This window comes from Superficieibacter sp. HKU1, assembly GCF_029319185.1.
Classification (GTDB): Bacteria; Pseudomonadota; Gammaproteobacteria; order Enterobacterales; family Enterobacteriaceae; genus Superficieibacter.
The window spans coordinates 4,666,494-4,684,876 of the sequence record NZ_CP119754.1 but is presented as its reverse complement, the minus strand read 5'-3'; the positions used below and the strand labels follow the sequence as shown (position 1 = coordinate 4,684,876).

The following is an 18,383-nucleotide window of genomic DNA, read 5'->3' as shown; positions in this document are numbered from 1 at the left end:
CATAACTATTTATATGCGGCTATTCTGCCGTATATATTTCCAATGCGTAAATATCAGGATATATAGATGAATAAGCGCAAAGTTGGTATCGTAAATTATCTGGCGTATGGCTCGGGCGATTGCCTTGGGGCAGGTACGACAGCACTTACCGCAGCATGGTTGCTTTATTTCTACACCACATTTTGTGGATTAACGCCGATTGAAGCGACCTTTATTTTCGCGATGGCGAGAATCCTGGATGCCGTCGTCAGTCCACTAATGGGGTATCTCACTGACAACTTCGGCGGTACGTGGTTGGGAAAACGTTTTGGACGCCGCAAGTTCTTTATTTTACTGGGAATTCCCTGTGTCTTTTCCTATAGCTTAATGTGGATGGGCGACATGAGCTATTGGTATTATCTGGTCACGTATTTGCTGTTTGATGTGGTCTATACCATGATCCTGGTGCCTTATGAAACGCTGGTCCCGGAGATGACCGATGACTTCAAACAAAAAACCAAATTCTCCGGCGCACGTATCGGTATGGCACAACTGTCAGCGATCCTTGCCGCATTTCTGCCTGGTGTGCTGCTTAATCACTTTGGTAAAGACAATGCTATCTCCTTCTTCTACGCCAGCCTGGTGTTCTCCATCATGTGTGCCGTCGTGCTGACCCTGGTATGGTGCTTCACCTGGGAACGCGAACGTAGTGAGGAAGAACTGGCCGCGCAGGCGCATAAGCTCACCCTCGGACAAAGCCTGCATCGTTTGATCATCGAACTGAGTTCAACGTTCCGCATTCGTATTTTCCGTCAGCACCTTGGGATGTACCTTGGCGGTTATATTGCTCAGGACGTTTTTAATGCCGTATTCACTTATTACGTCGTGTTTGTGCTAATGCAAAGCCCGACGCTGGCATCGGATCTGATGGGGACGATGGCGATTCTGCAATTTATTGCGGTCATGGCGATGATCCCGCTCTGTATTCGTTTTGGTCAGGCGCCGTCCTATCGGGTGGTGGTGACGCTGTTTGGCTTAAGCGCACTATCTTATGCCGCGCTGTATTACAGCGGAATGAGCGACAGTTACTCCCTGCTGCTGCTTATCTCCGCGATTGCCGGACTGGGACGTGGCGGCATTAACTATATCCCGTGGAATATCTATACCTACATTGCCGATGTGGATGAAGTGATTACCGGTCAGCGTCGCGAAGGCATTTTCGCCGGGATCATGACGCTGACGCGTAAGGCTTCACAGGCAGGCGCAGTCATGCTGGTTGGCGTTCTGATGCAGCTTTCCGGATTTGTGTCCGGGCAGTCGACGCAGGTGCCCGGCGTAAGTCACACCATCCTGATGATACTGAGCGTTGGTACCGTCTGCGTATTGCTGATTGGCTTCCTGATTTCGCTGAAGTTCCGTCTGAACCTCAAAACGCACAGCGTGCTGCGCGAAGAGACGCTGAAAATGCGCGAGGCGGGTCGACTAACGCCGGAAGCGATCACGCCAGAAGCGCGCCAGACGGTTGAAATGCTGGCCGGTATGCCTTACGAGAAGCTGTGGGGTAACAATACGATTGGCTATCTTAATCAGCGGAAGGCGTTGCATGGGCAGAGTGTTTCACACCCATAATATCGTCAGAAAAAGGTTTGCCTTAGACGGGGGATAAACGTGATACCGTGGAATAATGCCTGGCGGCGCTTCGCTTGCACAGGCCTACGGATTGCGAATAACCTGTTGATAGGACTGATTTTTGTAGGCCGGGTAAGGCGAAGCCGCCACCCGGCAAAACGGCACATACACTGGCAAAATGTCTGGATGGCTTTGCTTTAAGATAATCGGGAGATCTGAAATATAAGGTCGCCCGTCTGCGGCTCATAGGCCAGCGCGGGATAACAGACAGCCAGCCCGAGGGCCAGAAGATATTTTTTCATACGTTTTCCCTGTAAACGAACAAGGCGGTTCGACATCCATGAACCGCCGTTAAAGCATCAGTACTCCCACGTATCCGGGTCAATACCCAGCTCGCGCATGATCACTTTCGCGTCTTCCGGAATTTCGTCGCTGCGCTCTTTGCGCAGATCGGCATCGTTCGGTAACGGTTGACCGGTAAAGGCGTGCAGGAACGCTTCGCAAAGCAGTTCACTGTTGGTGGCATGACGCAGGTTATTCACCTGACGACGCGTGCGTTCATCGGTGAGGATTTTTAACACCTTCAGAGGAATGGAAACCGTAATTTTTTTTACTTGCTCACTCTTCTTACCGTGCTCAGCGTATGGGCTGATATATTCGCCGCTCCATTCAGCCATGAGTTACCTTGATCCTCTCACTATTAATAAAGGGCCGAACATAGGTTCAGGCCGTAATTGCGCGTAGTTTACCTTAGTGAGAACGCTCTGACACGAGGTAAGCATTCTCAGATGTGCGCTAATGCATATAATTTTAACGGCTATTTGTCGTTTGCTCAATCTATACGCAAAGAAGTTTAGATGTCCAGATGTATTGACGTCTATTATAACAATGATTACTCTGGTGCCTGACTTTTCATCGACTTTGCCAGGATGATTCACTATGACGCGTAAACAGGCCACCATCGCAGTGCGTAGCGGGTTAAATGACGACGAGCAGTACGGCTGCGTTGTTCCCCCGATCCATCTTTCCAGCACCTATAACTTCACCGGTTTTAATGAGCCGCGCGCTCACGACTATTCACGTCGCGGTAATCCTACCCGTGATGTGGTACAGCGCGCGCTGGCCGAGCTGGAAGGGGGAGCGGGTGCGGTGCTGACCAATACCGGCATGTCGGCCATTCTTCTGGTGACGACGGTGTTTCTGAAGCCTGGTGATTTACTGATGGCACCACACGACTGTTATGGCGGCAGCTACCGTCTGTTCGACAGTCTGGCAAAACGCGGATGTTACCGGGTTCTGTTTGTCGATCAGGGCGATGAAAAGGCGTTACAGGCGGCGCTGGCGGAAAAACCGAAGCTGGTATTAGTCGAAAGCCCCAGTAATCCATTGTTACGCGTCGTGGATATTGCGAAAATCTGTCAGCTGGCGCGTGAAGCGGGCGCGGTGAGCGTGGTAGATAACACCTTTCTGAGCCCGGCGCTGCAAAATCCGCTGGCGCTGGGAGCCGATCTGGTATTGCATTCATGTACTAAATACCTGAACGGCCATTCGGATGTGGTCGCGGGTGTGGTTATCGCTAAAGATCCTGAGCTTGTCACCGAACTGGCATGGTGGGCGAATAATATCGGCGTGACCGGCGGGGCGTTTGACAGCTATCTGCTGCTGCGCGGCCTGCGCACGCTTTCACCGCGCATGGAAGTGGCTCAGCGTAATGCGCAGGGGATCGTTGATTACCTGAAAACGCAGCCGCTGGTGAAAAAGCTGTATCACCCGTCGCTGCCGGAAAATCAGGGGCATGAGATTGCGGCACGCCAGCAGAAAGGATTCGGTGCGATGCTGAGTTTTGAACTGGATGGCGATGAGCAAACGTTGCGTCGCTTCTTAAGCGGGCTGTCACTGTTTACGCTGGCGGAGTCTTTAGGTGGGGTTGAAAGTTTGATCTCCCACGCTGCCACCATGACGCACGCGGGTATGGCACCGGAAGCACGTGCCGCCGCCGGGATCTCCGAAACGCTGCTGCGTATTTCGACCGGCATTGAAGATGGTGAAGATTTAATTGCCGATCTGGAAAATGGCTTCCGGATCGCATCGAAGGGGTAAACATGAGTGTGATAGCGCAGGCAGGGACGAAGGGTCGTCAACTGCATAAATTTGGTGGCAGTAGTCTGGCAGATGTGAAGTGTTATCTGCGTGTCGCGGGCATTATGGCGGAGTATTCGCAGCCCGGCGATATGATGGTTGTCTCTGCGGCAGGCAGCACCACCAACCAGTTGATTAGCTGGCTGAAACTCAGCCAGACCGATCGCCTCTCTGCGCATCAGGTTCAACAGTCGCTGCGTCGTTATCAGAGCGAATTGATCGCAGGATTATTGCCGGCGGATATCGCTGACGGATTAATCAGCGCCTTTATTCACGATCTTGAGCGCCTGGCGGGATTGCTGGATAGCGGTATTAATGATGCCGTGTATGCGGAAGTGGTGGGCCACGGTGAGATTTGGTCAGCACGTTTGATGTCGGCGGTACTTAACCACCAGGGACTGGACGCCGCCTGGCTGGACGCGCGCGAGTTCCTGCGTGCCGAACGCGCGGCACAGCCGCAGGTCGATGAAGGTCTCTCCTGGCCGCTGCTGCAAGAGCTACTGGTACAGCATCCTAATAAGCGTCTGGTGGTCACCGGCTTTATCAGCCGCAACAACGCGGGTGAAACGGTGCTGCTGGGGCGTAACGGTTCTGACTATTCCGCCACGCAAATCGGCGCGCTGGCGGGCGTTTCCCGCGTCACCATCTGGAGTGATGTGGCCGGTGTTTACAGCGCCGACCCGCGTAAAGTCAAAGATGCGTGCCTGCTGCCGCTGCTGCGCCTGGATGAAGCCAGTGAACTGGCGCGTCTGGCGGCTCCCGTCCTGCACACCCGTACCTTGCAGCCGGTGTCCGGCAGCGATATCGATTTACAGCTGCGCTGTAGCTACACGCCGGATCAGGGCTCAACGCGTATTGAACGCGTGCTGGCGTCCGGAACCGGCGCGCGCATCGTGACCAGTCATGATGATGTTTGTCTGATCGAATTCCAGGTGCCTGCCAGTCAGGACTTCAAACTGGCGCATAAAGAGATCGACCAACTGCTGAAGCGTGCGCAGGTGCGCCCGCTGGCGGTCGGCGTGCACAACGATCGCCATCTGTTACAGTTCTGCTATACCTCTGAAGTTGCCGATAGCGCGCTGAAAATTCTCGACGAAGCGGGTCTGCCGGGCGAACTGCGGCTGCGTCAGGGGCTGGTGCTGGTAGCAATGGTTGGTGCAGGCGTGAGCCGTAATGCGCTGCACTGCCACCGTTTCTGGCAGCAACTGAAAGGGCAGCCGGTCGAATTTACCTGGCAGTCGGAAGAGGGCATCAGCCTGGTGGCCGTGCTGCGCACCGGTCCGACCGAGAGTTTAATCCAGGGGCTGCACCAGTCTATTTTCCGCGCGGAAAAACGCATTGGTTTAATGCTGTTTGGCAAAGGCAATATCGGGTCGCGCTGGCTGGAACTGTTTGCTCGCGAGCAAAGCACGCTCTCGGCGCGCACTGGCTTTGAATTTATCCTGGCGGGCGTGGTGGACAGCCGTCGCAGCCTGCTTAATTATGACGGGCTGGATGCCAGCCGCGCGCTGGCGTTCTTCAACGACGAAGCTGTAGAGCAGGATGAAGAGTCGCTGTTCCTGTGGATGCGCGCCCACCCGTATGATGATTTAGTGGTGCTGGATGTGACCGCCAGCGAGCAGCTGGCCGATCAGTATCTGGATTTTGCCAGCCACGGCTTCCACGTCATTAGCGCCAATAAACTGGCGGGTGCCAGCAGCAGCGATAAATACCGTCAAATCCATGATGCGTTTGAGAAAACCGGACGCCACTGGCTGTACAACGCTACCGTAGGTGCGGGCCTGCCAATCAACCATACGGTGCGCGATCTGATCGACAGCGGCGATACTATTTTATCTATCAGCGGGATTTTCTCCGGCACGCTATCCTGGCTGTTCCTGCAATTTGACGGTACCGTGCCGTTTACCGATCTGGTGGATCAGGCGTGGCAGCAGGGTCTGACGGAACCCGATCCGCGGGTCGATCTCTCTGGTAAGGATGTGATGCGCAAGCTGGTGATTCTGGCCCGCGAGGCTGGCTATAATATCGAACCGGGCCAGGTGCGCGTTGAATCTCTGGTGCCGTCGCATTGCGAAGAAGGGTCGGTCGACCACTTCTTTGAGAACGGTGATGAGTTGAATGAGCAGATGGTGCAGCGGCTGGAAGCCGCCCGCGAAATGGGCCTGGTGCTGCGCTACGTCGCTCGTTTCGACGCCAACGGCAAGGCGCGCGTCGGCGTGGAAGCGGTGCGTCCGGAACATCCGCTGGCAGCGCTGCTGCCGTGCGATAACGTGTTCGCCATCGAAAGCCGCTGGTATCGCGATAACCCGCTGGTGATCCGCGGACCGGGCGCAGGTCGTGATGTGACGGCCGGGGCGATTCAGTCGGATATCAATCGGCTGGCGCAGCTGTTGTAGTTTTTGTTGCCCGGCAGGCTCAGCGCTGCCGGGTTTCCCGCTTCCTTTTCTCATCCTGAATCTTTTTCACCTTCCCTGAGCAATTCTCACCCCCCAACCGCATTTTCCTGTTGACGGCATCCCACTTTTCCGTCATTTTTACATCTGGACGTCTAAACGGATAGATGTTCGAAACGCCCATAATAATGACATGCGATTGATGAGGTAAGGTATGAGCTTTTTTCACGCCAACCAGCGGGAAGCGCTGAATCAGAGTCTGGCCGAAGTTCAGGGTCGGATTAATGTTTCGTTTGAGTTTTTCCCGCCGCGCACCAGTGAAATGGAGCAAACCCTGTGGGCCTCTATCGCTCGCCTGAGCAGCCTGAAACCGAAGTTTGTTTCCGTAACCTACGGAGCCAACTCGGGGGAACGCGATCGCACGCACAGCATTATTAAAGATATTAAAGAGCGTACCGGGCTGGTTGCTGCGCCGCACCTGACCTGCATTGACGCCTCGTGTAATGAACTGCGCGCTATCGCGCAGGATTACTGGAATAACGGTATCCGCCAGATTGTCGCGCTCCGTGGCGATTTACCGCCGGATGGCGGCAGGCCGGAGATGTATGCTGCCGATCTGGTGGGGCTGCTGAAAGAGGTCGCGGATTTCGATATCTCCGTGGCTGCCTATCCGGAAGTGCATCCGGAAGCAAAAAGTGCCCAGGCGGATCTGCTCAACCTGAAGCGTAAAATTGATGCCGGGGCTAACCGCGCGATCACCCAGTTCTTTTTTGATGTTGAAAGCTACTTACGCTTTCGCGATCGCTGCGTGTCGACCGGCATTGATGTAGAAATCGTGCCGGGCATTCTGCCGGTGTCCAACTTTAAGCAGGCGAAAAAATTTGCCGATATGACGAATGTGCGTATCCCGGCATGGATGTCGCAGATGTTTAACGGGCTGGATAACGACGCCGAAACCCGCAAGCTGGTCGGCGCGAATATTGCGATGGATATGGTGAAAATTTTAAGCCGCGAGGGCGTTAAGGATTTCCACTTCTATACCCTGAACCGCGCGGAGATGAGTTACGCCATCTGTCATACGCTGGGCGTACGGCCGGCGGAGTAATAAATACCGGGCAGTTTGCACCGCCCGGGTAAGATTAGTGTGCTTTATTGGCCATAATTTCAATAATCTGCCGGTCGGTTTGTTGCATTGACTGACAGGCAAGCGCGCACAGATTGGCGATGGATTGCTCAACGTCGTGCGCTACTATCCCCTCGTTGCCGGTCACGGCAGTGTTGTCCAGCGCCATCAGTACCGCTTTCCATGCCGCCGACGCGCTGGTAGACACCTTCATCGCACAGCTATTCGAGGCACCGTCGCAGATCATCCCGCTGACATCACCAATCATGTTGCTGATTGCCATGGCGATAGTCTGGTAATCTCCGCCCGCCAGCCAGGTCATGCCTGCCGCCGCGCCCATTGACGCCGTTGTCGCCGCGCAGAGTGCTGATAGTTTCGGCAACTGGTGATGAATATAAATCGCGCTCAGGTGAGAGAGCATCAGCGCGCGCGCCAGTTTTTCCTCATCAGCATTGAAGTGTTCTGCGAGGACCATTACCGGCAGGGTGGCGGCGATCCCCTGATTGCCGGAGCCGGAGTTACTCATCGCGGGTAGCGTTGCGCCTCCCATTCGCGCGTCGGAAGCGGCGCTGGTACGAATTAAAATTGCGGTGGAGATATCATCAGCGAGCAGGCCACGCGCGCACTGTTTTTCCAGCGTTGCGCCGATATGCAGCCCCCACTGGCCGCGTAATCCTTCCTGTGAAAGCGCGCCGTTTAAGCGGGCGGCCTCGAGGATAAACCGGATACGTTCCAGCGGAACGACATTGATGAAGTGCAAAATTTCCGCCAGCGAGGCGTCTGATAACGCCGCAAGCGAGGTCTCTGACTCGTTCTTCTCTGGTTGCTCCTCCAGGCTAAACAGCAGTCCGTCCTGATTGGCAATTTCGACGATGCGCGTATGTCCGCCAACGATCGTGGCGCTGGCCCACTTATCGCCGCGCCAGACTTTAGCGCGTGAGTAGAGAATATCGTCGCAGGGCTGCTGAATCATTACGCAGACATTATCAGCCGCCAGCAGCGCTTTGGCATCGGCCACTGCCTCAGGCGGCGCGGATTTTAATACTTCCAGCCCGGCTTGCGCATCGCCCCCCAGCGCACCGAGCGCGGCGGCAATGGGCAGACCCACCATCCCCGTTCCCGGCACGGTGACGCCCATGCCGTTTTTCATCAGATTCGGCGACACCCACGCTTCAATGCGTTCGGGTTTACCCTCAAGTTTGGCGGTCGCTACCGCGGCGGCCAGCGCCAGAGAAATGGGCTCGGTGCAGCCCAGCGCGGGCTTCACCTCTTCCCGTACCGCATCAATAAAACAGTCCCATAGCGGGTTTATTTCAGACTCAAACATAACCATAACCTTTTACGAACACATCAGGAGAATGCCAGAAACGGGGAGATACACAGCAGCAGGCCAGTAATGATGATAATGACCAGCGAGATACCTTTATATTTATGTAAGGCGGGAACCTGGCAGACCAGCCACGCCGGAATTAAACAGCCCACCAGACCAAATATCGGGCTGCAAATAGAGGTAAAGCTCAGAACGGGCGCATTAAGTACGATGGCGCTCCACGCCAGCAAAATAGCGAAAAGCATAATGCCGCGCTGCACCCAGTTTTCGCTGATGCGATCTGCCGGATATTTGCGGCGTAGCAGGTTCATGACGATGCCCTGCGTGGCTTCGCGAAATCCCAGATAGACGCCAAAAAAAGCGGTCATGACGGCGAAAATATTCAGGATCACGCTGACGATTTTTACCCAACCCGCACCCGCGCCGCTGATAAATTGTGCCGCAATTGCCAGCGCGGAAATATTTTGCGCCTGGGCTTTTACCGCTTCTTCGTGGCCCATCGCCAGCGTAAACGAAACGGCGTAGAAGAAGACGGTCACGAAGAGAATACCGAAAGCAATATTCATGGCCCGTAACGCTTTATAGCGCGCAACCTCAATGGATTTCTCCCGCGAGCGGTAGGAAATGACCATCGGGCTTAACGTCTGAATAAACAGAATCGAGGTTAGCGTAAAGGGCAGGGTGATAATGGCATTTTTGATTAACAGCCCCAGCGGCGGAAGTGCGCCAACGTTATACAGATGCCACATGCCGACCATCGCGATGCCGAGCGCGGCGACCACCAGTAATTTAGTGAGCACCATGCCGGTTGAAATCTTAAACAGCAGCTTTTCCCCGCGCGATGAAATGGCGACCAGAATACAAATTAGTACCAGACCATAAAACGGGTTTTCGGAGAGCAGCGTGTCTGTTACGCCAAAGGTATGCAAATAGGAGGCGCTGTCGTTAGTGATGGCAGTGGAATAAACAAACATCCAGATCACCAGCATCACAAAATAGAGCGCACCTAATAATATGCCCCAGTTTTTACCCAGATAGCCGCTAATAACGCTCGGGTAATCTTTACACTCCGGCGATTCTGCGAGGGTGTTGATAAAAAGACGCTGAAAAAGGTACATCGCCGGATAGCCAATAATCGAGGACAGCAGGAATACCCACAACCCCATCAGCCCGACCTGAACGGGTAAAAAGACAATGCCCGCACCAATGGCCATGCCAATACTCATGATGACCCAGCCGGTGTCGGTACTGTCGAATTTTGTTGCTTCGCGCCATTCACTCTCGGTCATATCACTCCGCCGACGAGAAGCGGGCGTCTCAATAACTACGCTGTTTTTATTAACGGTTTCCATAACGTTTTCGCTCAATAGGATAAGAAGTTTATGTTTTTATTGCCGTGAAAATAGCGAGCGATGCGCGGCAGAGTATGTGCAGGTACTTTTCTTATAATGGAGGGATCATACGCGGGCAGAGGGAGAAAATTTTCGCCAATCACAAAGGGGAAGTGCTTATTTTTGGAAAATTAAGCTTTGAGTAAGCTATTTTTAAGAAAAGTATTCTAACACTTATGTATGTGGGAGGCAGATCACACTTCATGAAAATAGCCAGACCCTCTTATCAGAAGGTCTGTGATAACCATTACAACGTCAATTGCCCAAACGCCTGTTGCCAGTCCAGCTCAAATTTCTCAATGGCTGCGTCAACCGCCGGACTGCCGAGCAGTTGCTGCGCGACATCCAGCGGCAGGGTGATGGCTTCACAGCCGATCAGCAGGCAGTCGAGCGCCTGGCGAGGGGTTTTAAAGCTGGCGGCCAGGATCTTACTTTGCGGTGCGTGCAATTTCAGCAGCGTTTGCAGCTCCTGTACCATGCGGAGCCCGTCGCCGCCCTGAGCGTCTACACGATTAACGTAAGGCGCGATATATTTTGCCCCGGCCAGCGCGGCCAGCATGCCCTGAGCGGCGCTATACACCGCCGTGCCCAGTGTGACAATACCTTCTTTTTTCAACTGCTTAATCGCTACCAGCCCTTCGGCGGTAACCGGGATTTTTATCACGATGCCGGGGATCGCATCTTTCAGGCGTCTGGCTTCATCCACCATCCCCTGTGCGTCGCGGCTCATGGTCTGGGCGAACAGAATGCCTTTTTCACCAATGGCTTTTTGCAATCTCGGCAAGACATCCCAGATGGACTCTTTGCTGGCTGCCACGATGCTTGGGTTAGTGGTGACGCCAGCAATAGGGAAGATGCGTGCCAGACGTTCGACTTCCGCCACGTGGGCGGTATCAAGATACAGTTCCATAGCTTTTCCTTTACAGTTCCAGTTCTTGTTGCAGCAGGCTGGCGATAGCGTCGGCAGACGCGGCGTTAACCAGCACGTTGCGGAATTCTTCGTGCATAATGCGACGGGCCAGGCGCGAAAAAATGCGCATATGCTGATCGCCTGCGGCGTGCTTATTGAGCGTCAGCATGATGATGAACTGCACATCGTCATCGCCCCAGCTTACCGGCGCTTTCAGGCGCGCCATGCTGATGGTCGACTGCTCAATATGTTCAGATTTGCTGTGTGGAATGGCAAAACTGAAACCTAATCCGGTAGAGAAGACCGCCTCGCGCGCCCACAGATCCGCCTCCAGCTTACGCGGGTAGCGGCAGCGACTTGCCAGCAGCAGGTTGTCAGTCATTCCTTTGATCACCTCTTCCTTACTGCGCCAGTCGCTGTCCAGAGTTATGCATTGGGCGGTGACCAGCGGGGCGTCCTGTTGCGCCATGCGGAACTGAGCTAACAGATGCTCTACTTCGAGCGAGGTGCGACAGGCCATCGCCTGATTCAGCAACTGGCGGCAGGCGCGGCTGTCGAGTTGCGCCATCCGCGCTTTCGCCGCGGGAATTGACGGGGCGCTCATGCTGATCTCGTCCAGCCCCAGACCAACCAGCAGCGGCAGCACAGAGCCTTTCGCCCCCAACTCCCCGCACAGACCAATCCATTTGCCCTGACGATGCACTGCCTGCACCGCGTAATCCAGCGCGCGTAAAAAGGCCGGGTTCAGACTGTTGTAGTGGCGGGTCACTTTAGCGTTGTCGCGATCGACCGCCAGCAGGTACTGCGTCAGGTCATTACTGCCAATGCTAAAGAAATCAATCTCTTCACAACATTGATCGATAATGAACATCACCGACGGGACTTCCAGCATAATGCCGAGCTGGATCTTCTCATCAAACGGGACATGTTCGTTGCGCAGTTGCTGTTTAGCATCAGCCAGCTTCTCTTTTACCCACAGGATCTCTTCCATGGAGGAGATCATCGGGATCATGATCTTCAGGCTGCCGTGCGCTGATGCACGCAGGATCGCCCGCAGTTGGGTAGTGAACAGCGACGCGTACTCTTCATAAATACGCACCGCGCGATAGCCGAGGAACGGGTTGGCTTCGGCGGGAATATTCAGGTAATCAACGGGTTTATCGCCGCCGATGTCCATGGTGCGCACAATAATGCTGCGCCCGCTCGCTGGCTCCAGCGCCTGACAAAAAATGTTATACAGTTCGTTCTCGCCGGGCGCGCTGGTTCTGTCCATATAGAGCATTTCCGTGCGGAACAAACCCACCGCTTCCGCGCCGTTGCCAAACGCCGCCTGCGCCTCTACGGAATGGGCAATGTTGGCGGCGACTTCCATGCGGATACCGTCGGCGGTGCGCGCTTCCTGAGTCAGCCAGATCCGCTGCTGCTCCTGCAACGCCGCCTGTACGCGCGCTTCCTGTTGATAGTAGCGGGCGACCGGTTCATCAGGCGCAACCACGATCGCACCCGCGTTGCCGTCGATGTAAACTGTCTGCTGCAACCAGGGTGTTAAGGTTTCAATGTCCACGCCAACCAGCGTTGGAATATTGAATGAGCGGGCGAGAATGACGGTGTGCGAAGTGGTTCCACCACTTTTTAACAGCAGGCCTTTGAGGAAGGTTTTGTCCAGTTCAAGAAACTGGCTGGGGGTGAGCTCATCAGCCATACAGATAGCAGGCTGGGTGAGTTTACCCGGCGCCGGAAAACGGTGTTCGCCATAAATTTGTTGCAGGAGCTGGAGGCAGACGTCGCGAATGTCCAGCGCGCGCTCCTGTAGATAGCCGCTACTTGAACGTGTGAATTCATCGCAGAAGTGCCCGGCGCTTTCAACAATCGCCTGGGCGCAACTTAATCCGCGTGAAACGCCAGCCAGCAAGTGCTGACGCAATGAGGTGTCGCCTGCCAGCGAACGATGGGCTTCCAGAATTGCACTGGTCGCGCCATCGCTGTCGAGTAAGCGGAACTCAATATTCTTCATTAGCAGCGTCAAACCGTTATCCAGTGCGGACTGTTCGGTCTCCACATCGTTAGCAGAAGGGAGAGAGCCCAGCGCGTTGAGATCCAGCGCGGAGAGCTGCGTCAGAACACCACCCGCGCTGCCGAAACAGACGCTGCGGGCGCGAAACAGCTGCGGATTCAGGTTGGTCAACGATGCGGGAAGCGGCTCCAGTTCGCAGTTTTTAATTTCAGCCAGCGGCGCATCGCAGAGAGGGAATTCATCACGCAACCATTGACTCAGGCGCTGGTAGGCAGCCTGTTCGTCGGCACCTGAAATGAATAACTGACACTTATCGCCTGCCAGCGTGTCGGTGCCAATTAGTGCGAGCGCGCTTTTGGCATTACCTTTACGGTCGGTGCGCAAGTTATGCCACTCAATGTGCGAGGTAAACGTATTGCACAGTGCCTCAACGTGGCTTGCCGGGCGCGCATGTACGCCATTGGGCAGCTCACAGGTAAATTCCACAATCAGGGCCATCGCCTCTCTCTCCCATAATAGTTTTCTTACTACAGAATAAAAGGGCATTGCCAGAGCGTGCCATGTGACAAATCTGCCAAAAACTGGACAAATGTAATGTGACTACTGAAGTGAGAGCTCCCTCACAAATTGAACCCTACTATCTGAGTCCCGATATACCGCAAGTTATGAGGCGGATCGCATTTTTTTACTGATATTACAAAAATCCAGTAAATGGCCTTTTTGTCCACTGTATGCGCAACAGTGGATTGCCTATTGTTTTCCGCAACAACATTATGGACATGGGCTAAAACCGGCCCGGGAGCGACTTATGAAAGAGTTGGTGCAGATCCTGAAAAACACGCGTCAGCACCTGATGACCGGTGTTTCGCATATGATCCCCTTCGTGGTGGCAGGCGGAATTTTGCTGGCGGTCTCCGTCATGCTGTATGGCAAGGGAGCGGTACCCGATGCCGCAACGGATCCTAATCTCAAAAAGCTTTTTGATATTGGTGTCGCGGGACTGACGCTGATGGTTCCTTTCCTCGCTGCGTATATCGGTTATTCCATTGCTGAGCGCTCTGCGCTGGCGCCTTGTGCGATTGGCGCATGGATAGGTAACAGCTTCGGCGCCGGATTCTTCGGTGCGCTGATTGCCGGGATTATCGGTGGGATTGTGGTGCATTATCTGAAGAAAATCCCTGTGCATAAGGTGTTGCGCTCGGTGATGCCTATCTTCGTTATTCCCATCGTCGGCACTTTTATTACCGCAGGCATCATGATGTGGGGACTGGGCGAGCCAGTTGGCGCGTTGACCACCAGCCTGACCGCATGGCTGCAAGGGATGCAACAGGGCAGTATTGTCGTGCTGGCAGTCATTTTAGGACTCATGCTGGCCTTTGATATGGGCGGTCCCGTTAACAAAGTTGCCTATGCCTTCATGCTGATTTGCGTGTCGCAGGGTGTTTATACCGTGGTAGCTATTGCCGCTGTGGGGATTTGCGTTCCACCGCTGGGATTAGGGCTGGCGACGCTGCTTGGTCGCAAGAATTTCTCTTCAGAAGAGCGTGAAGCCGGTAAAGCCGCGCTGGTCATGGGCTGTGTTGGCGTCACCGAAGGGGCGATTCCGTTCGCCGCTGCCGATCCGCTGCGGGTGATCCCGTCCATTATGATCGGTTCAGCCTGTGGCGCGGTAACGGCCGCGCTGTTTGGCGCACAGTGTTATGCCGGGTGGGGAGGCTTAATCGTTCTGCCGGTAGTGGAAGGTAAGCTGGGTTATATCGCGGCAGTCGCTATTGGCGCTGTGGTGACGGCGATCTGCGTGAACGTGCTGAAAAGTCTGGCGCGTAAGAAAGTATCTCAGGTTGATGAGAAAGAAGACGACCTGGATTTAGATTTTGAAATGAATTAAGTGAGGAATAAGCCATGACGAAAATTATTGCAGTAACAGCATGTCCTTCTGGTGTTGCACACACCTACATGGCGGCCGAAGCGCTGGAAAGCGCAGCCAAAGCCAAAGGCTGGGAAGTAAAAGTTGAGACTCAGGGCTCGATTGGTCTGGAAAACGAACTGACCGCGGCCGACGTGGCGGATGCCGATATGGTAATTCTGACCAAAGATATCGGCATCAAATTTGAGGAGCGTTTTGCGGGTAAAACCATCGTGCGCGTCAACATCAGTGATGCGGTAAAACGCGCTGACGCCATTATGAACAAAATTGACGCGCATCTTTCGCAAACCGCGTAACGTTAAAATGCCCAATGGCGCAAGCTTATCGGGCCTACGATGTTAATAGCCGTAGGCCGGATAAGGCGAAGCCGCCATCCGGCAACACGCTTGCTTACAGGAGTTCCTCATGACCAATCGCATTCAACGCCTCAAAGTCGCTCTATTTCAAAATAATCGTGAAATTTCACTTGAGCGCGCACAGTTGTATACCGCCAGCCATCAACAGACAGAGGGTGAGCCGGTCATTCTGCGTCGGGCGAAAGCGACCGCGTATATCCTTGAGCATGTTGAGATTTCGATTCGTGATGAAGAACTGATTGCAGGCAACCGTACTGTTAAGCCGCGGGCGGGCATTATGTCGCCGGAGATGGATCCATACTGGTTGTTGAAAGAGCTGGACCAGTTCTCGACACGTCCGCAGGACCGTTTTGATATCAGTGAAGAGGATAAACGCCTCTATCGTGATGTACTGTACCCGTACTGGGAAGAACGGTCGATGAAGGATTTCATCAACGGCCAGATGACCGATGAAGTGAAGGCCGCCGTCAGTACCCAGATCTTTAGCGTTAACCAGACGGACAAAGGACAGGGGCATATCATTATTGATTATCCACGCCTGCTGAATTATGGACTGGGAGAACTGGTATTGCAGATGCGGCAACACTGCGAGCAGCAGCCAGATAACCACTTTTATCAGGCTGCGCTATTGCTGCTTGAAGCTTCGCAAAGCCATATTCTGCGTTACGCTCTGCTGGCAGAAAAAATGGCGGAAACCTGCCCGGATGCGCAGCGTCGTCAGGAACTGCTCACCATTGCGGCAAATTCTCGCCACAATATGCAGCACAAGCCACAGACCTTCTGGCAAGCGTGCCAGCTGTTCTGGTACATGAACATCATTTTGCAATATGAATCTAACGCCAGCTCGCTTTCGCTGGGGCGTTTCGACCAGTATATGCTGCCGTTCTACCAGACCTCGCTGACTCAGGGGGAAGATCCGGCTTTCTTACAAGAGATCCTCGAATCATTGTGGGTGAAGTGCAATGATATCGTGCTGTTGCGTTCTACCAGCAGCGCTCGTTATTTCGCCGGATTCCCGACAGGATATACCGCACTGCTCGGTGGGTTGACGGAGAACGGACGCAGCGCGGTAAACGTGCTTTCGTTCCTCTGTCTGGAGGCGTACCAGAGCGTGCAATTGCCGCAGCCAAACCTCGGCGTGCGCACTAACGCGCTGATCGACACGCCGTTCCTGATGAAAACGGCGGAAACTATTCGTCTTGGTACGGGTATTCCGCAGATCTTTAATGATGAGGTAGTGGTGCCTGCATTTTTGAATCGAGGCGTGTCGCTGGAAGATGCCCGTGATTACGCGGTAGTTGGTTGTGTGGAGCTGTCGATCCCGGGCAGAACTTACGGTCTGCACGACATTGCCATGTTCAACCTGTTGAAAGTGATGGAAATCAGTCTCTATGAGAATGAAGGCAACAGCGCGCTGAAGTACGAAGGTCTGCTGGCGCATATTCGCGCCAAAATTAGCCACTACATCACGCTAATGGTGGAAGGCAGCAATATCTGCGATATCGGCCATCGTGACTGGGCGCCGGTGCCGCTGCTCTCTTCGTTTATCAGCGACTGCCTGGATAAAGGTCGCGATATTACCGATGGCGGCGCGCGCTATAACTTCTCCGGCGTGCAGGGCATTGGTATCGCCAACCTGAGTGATTCTTTGCATGCGTTAAACGGGCTGGTGTTCGAACAGCAGCGCTTAAGTTTTGACGAACTGCTGTCGGTATTAAAAGACAACTTTTCCACACCGGAAGGTGAAAAGGTGCGCGCCAGGTTGATCAACCGTTTCGAAAAATACGGTAATGATATTGATGATGTGGATAACATCAGCGCTGAACTGCTGCGTCATTACTGTAAAGAAGTGGAGAAATACCAGAACCCGCGCGGTGGGCAATTTACGCCAGGTTCATACACCGTTTCTGCTCACGTGCCGCTGGGTTCGGTAGTGGGAGCGACGCCGGATGGCCGTTTTGCAGGTGAGCAACTGGCGGATGGCGGCCTGTCGCCAATGCTGGGTCAGGATATGCAGGGGCCGACGGCGGTGCTGAAATCGGTCAGTAAGCTGGATAACGCATTGCTTTCAAACGGCACTTTGCTGAATGTGAAGTTTACCCCTGCGACCCTTGAAGGAGAGGCGGGATTACGCAAGTTGGCGGATTTCCTGCGTGCGTTTACCCAGCTCAAGCTGCAACATATCCAGTTTAACGTAGTGAATGCCGAAACATTGCGGGAGGCGCAGCATCGTCCGCAAGATTTCGCCGGGCTGGTGGTGCGCGTGGCGGGTTACAGCGCCTTCTTTGTCGAGTTGTCGAAGGAGATTCAGGATGACATCATTCGCCGCACCGCGCATCAGCTGTGAGGTTGAGGAGCCGTACGGCGATGAGATCGCACGCATCTTCAACATTCAGCGTTATTCGCTTAATGATGGGCAAGGCATTCGCACGGTCGTCTTTTTTAAAGGCTGCCCACACACTTGCCCGTGGTGTGCTAATCCTGAATCCATCTCTCCACGCATTGAGACGGTGCGACGTGAGAGCAAATGTTTGCACTGTGCGCCGTGCCTGCGTGATGCCGATGAATGCCCGTCCGGCGCGTTTGAGCGTATTGGCCGCGATATCACACTGGATGAACTGGAACGTGAGGTGTTGAAAGACGAACTCTTTTTTCGTTCCTCCGGCGGAGGAGTTACCCTTTCCGGTGGTGAAGTGCTGATGCAGGCGCCTTTCGCTAACCGTCTTTTACAGCGCCTGAAGCGGTCGGGGATCCAATGCGCCATTGAAACCGCTGGTGACGCCCCGGCCAGCCGCCTGCTACCGCTGGCAAAAATGTGCGATGAGGTGCTGTTTGATCTCAAAATTATGGACGTGACTCAGGCGCGCGACGTAGTCAATATGAATCTGCCGCGCGTGCTGAAAAATTTGCAGCTGCTGGCAAACAAGGGAATCAATGTGATCCCTCGCTTGCCGTTAGTTCCCCGGTATACATTGAATGCGGAGAACCTGCGACAAGCGTTGACGTTGCTGACATCCTTAGGCATAAAGCAGATACATCTGTTACCTTTCCATCGGTATGGCGAACCGAAATATCGACTACTGGGCCGGGAGTGGTCGATGAAGGATGTTCCTGCTCCGTCAGCGCAAGAGGTGGCGGCATTGCGTGAGATAGCGGAACGCGCAGGTTTTCAGGTAACGACAGGAGGTTAAC

The 18,383-nt window shown here is 54.2% G+C and carries 13 protein-coding genes and 1 pseudogene; 8 read left to right on the top strand and 6 right to left on the bottom strand.

Translation table 11 applies throughout. The annotated features are described in order from the left end of the window. Window positions 1-66: 66 nt before the first annotated feature. Complete coding sequence (locus P0H77_RS22305; protein WP_276159722.1) at window positions 67-1,608, top strand: MFS transporter; 1,542 nt, start codon at window positions 67-69, stop codon at window positions 1,606-1,608. A 200-nt stretch (window positions 1,609-1,808) separates the two neighbouring features. Here P0H77_RS22305 and P0H77_RS22300 read toward each other — a convergent pair. Both P0H77_RS22300 and metJ read right to left on the bottom strand, forming a co-directional pair. Then, window positions 1,809-1,910 (bottom strand): annotated as a pseudogene (locus tag P0H77_RS22300) (hypothetical protein); the annotation flags it as partial. A gap of 57 nt (window positions 1,911-1,967) precedes the next feature. Further along, window positions 1,968-2,285, bottom strand: coding sequence for a met regulon transcriptional regulator MetJ (gene metJ, locus P0H77_RS22295; RefSeq protein ID WP_008457553.1), 318 nt, complete (start codon window positions 2,283-2,285; stop codon window positions 1,968-1,970). A gap of 262 nt (window positions 2,286-2,547) precedes the next feature. Between metJ and metB the strand changes: the two genes are divergently transcribed. From metB to metF, 3 genes are all read left to right on the top strand, one after another. Next, the gene (gene metB, locus P0H77_RS22290) at window positions 2,548-3,708 is read left to right on the top strand and encodes a cystathionine gamma-synthase (protein ID WP_276159721.1); all 1,161 of its coding nucleotides are present in this window, start codon (window positions 2,548-2,550) and stop codon (window positions 3,706-3,708) included. A gap of 2 nt (window positions 3,709-3,710) precedes the next feature. Next, the gene (metL, locus tag P0H77_RS22285) at window positions 3,711-6,143 is read left to right on the top strand and encodes a bifunctional aspartate kinase/homoserine dehydrogenase II (protein WP_276159720.1); all 2,433 of its coding nucleotides are present in this window, start codon (window positions 3,711-3,713) and stop codon (window positions 6,141-6,143) included. Between the two features lie 211 nt (window positions 6,144-6,354). Next, window positions 6,355-7,245, top strand: coding sequence for a methylenetetrahydrofolate reductase (metF, locus tag P0H77_RS22280; RefSeq protein WP_276159718.1), 891 nt, complete (start codon window positions 6,355-6,357; stop codon window positions 7,243-7,245). A gap of 34 nt (window positions 7,246-7,279) precedes the next feature. Here the strand turns inward: metF and P0H77_RS22275 are convergent, their stop codons facing one another. From P0H77_RS22275 to ptsP, 4 genes are all read right to left on the bottom strand, one after another. Beyond that, the gene (locus P0H77_RS22275; RefSeq protein WP_276159713.1) at window positions 7,280-8,590 is read right to left on the bottom strand and encodes a serine dehydratase subunit alpha family protein; all 1,311 of its coding nucleotides are present in this window, start codon (window positions 8,588-8,590) and stop codon (window positions 7,280-7,282) included. A 23-nt stretch (window positions 8,591-8,613) separates the two neighbouring features. Continuing rightward, window positions 8,614-9,945, bottom strand: a complete 1,332-nt coding sequence (locus P0H77_RS22270) for a hypothetical protein (RefSeq protein ID WP_276159707.1) — start codon at window positions 9,943-9,945, stop codon at window positions 8,614-8,616. 286 nt (window positions 9,946-10,231) lie between these two features. Then, window positions 10,232-10,894 carry a fructose-6-phosphate aldolase gene (gene fsa / locus P0H77_RS22265; RefSeq protein ID WP_276159700.1) on the bottom strand — a complete coding sequence of 221 codons (663 nt, stop codon included), beginning with the start codon at window positions 10,892-10,894 and terminating at the stop codon, window positions 10,232-10,234. Window positions 10,895-10,904: 10 nt separating this feature from the next. Further along, entirely contained in the window at window positions 10,905-13,406 is a 2,502-nt protein-coding gene (gene ptsP / locus P0H77_RS22260) for a phosphoenolpyruvate--protein phosphotransferase (protein WP_276159695.1), read from the bottom strand. Window positions 13,407-13,716: 310 nt separating this feature from the next. Here ptsP and P0H77_RS22255 point away from each other — a divergent pair, with 310 nt between their 5' ends. The 4 genes from P0H77_RS22255 (at window position 13,717) to P0H77_RS22240 (ending at window position 18,382) form a co-directional block, all read left to right on the top strand. Beyond that, entirely contained in the window at window positions 13,717-14,796 is a 1,080-nt protein-coding gene (locus P0H77_RS22255) for a PTS fructose transporter subunit EIIC (RefSeq protein WP_276159692.1), read from the top strand. A 14-nt stretch (window positions 14,797-14,810) separates the two neighbouring features. Further along, entirely contained in the window at window positions 14,811-15,131 is a 321-nt protein-coding gene (locus P0H77_RS22250) for a PTS fructose-like transporter subunit IIB (RefSeq protein ID WP_276159686.1), read from the top strand. A 109-nt stretch (window positions 15,132-15,240) separates the two neighbouring features. Further along, window positions 15,241-17,538 (top strand): formate C-acetyltransferase, encoded by a 2,298-nt coding sequence (locus P0H77_RS22245; RefSeq protein WP_276159679.1) that lies wholly within the window; start codon window positions 15,241-15,243, stop codon window positions 17,536-17,538. Beyond that, window positions 17,504-18,382, top strand: a complete 879-nt coding sequence (locus tag P0H77_RS22240; protein WP_276159673.1) for a [formate-C-acetyltransferase]-activating enzyme — start codon at window positions 17,504-17,506, stop codon at window positions 18,380-18,382. The genes P0H77_RS22245 and P0H77_RS22240 overlap by 35 nt, the downstream gene beginning before the upstream one ends. Window position 18,383 lies beyond the last annotated feature (1 nt).

Excerpts from the sequence above, each read along its gene's own strand:
- metJ (WP_008457553.1), bottom strand. The coding sequence starts at position 2,285 with ATGGCTGAATGGAGCGGCGAATATATCAGCCCATACGCTGAGCACGGT.
- P0H77_RS22270 (WP_276159707.1), bottom strand. The coding sequence starts at position 9,945 with ATGGAAACCGTTAATAAAAACAGCGTAGTTATTGAGACGCCCGCTTCT.
- P0H77_RS22250 (WP_276159686.1), top strand. The coding sequence starts at position 14,811 with ATGACGAAAATTATTGCAGTAACAGCATGTCCTTCTGGTGTTGCACAC.
- ptsP (WP_276159695.1), bottom strand. The coding sequence starts at position 13,406 with ATGGCCCTGATTGTGGAATTTACCTGTGAGCTGCCCAATGGCGTACAT.
- P0H77_RS22245 (WP_276159679.1), top strand. The coding sequence starts at position 15,241 with ATGACCAATCGCATTCAACGCCTCAAAGTCGCTCTATTTCAAAATAAT.
- fsa (WP_276159700.1), bottom strand. The coding sequence starts at position 10,894 with ATGGAACTGTATCTTGATACCGCCCACGTGGCGGAAGTCGAACGTCTG.
- metL (WP_276159720.1), top strand. The coding sequence starts at position 3,711 with ATGAGTGTGATAGCGCAGGCAGGGACGAAGGGTCGTCAACTGCATAAA.
- P0H77_RS22305 (WP_276159722.1), top strand. The coding sequence starts at position 67 with ATGAATAAGCGCAAAGTTGGTATCGTAAATTATCTGGCGTATGGCTCG.
- P0H77_RS22275 (WP_276159713.1), bottom strand. The coding sequence starts at position 8,590 with ATGTTTGAGTCTGAAATAAACCCGCTATGGGACTGTTTTATTGATGCG.
- P0H77_RS22240 (WP_276159673.1), top strand. The coding sequence starts at position 17,504 with ATGACATCATTCGCCGCACCGCGCATCAGCTGTGAGGTTGAGGAGCCG.
- metB (WP_276159721.1), top strand. The coding sequence starts at position 2,548 with ATGACGCGTAAACAGGCCACCATCGCAGTGCGTAGCGGGTTAAATGAC.
- metF (WP_276159718.1), top strand. The coding sequence starts at position 6,355 with ATGAGCTTTTTTCACGCCAACCAGCGGGAAGCGCTGAATCAGAGTCTG.
- P0H77_RS22255 (WP_276159692.1), top strand. The coding sequence starts at position 13,717 with ATGAAAGAGTTGGTGCAGATCCTGAAAAACACGCGTCAGCACCTGATG.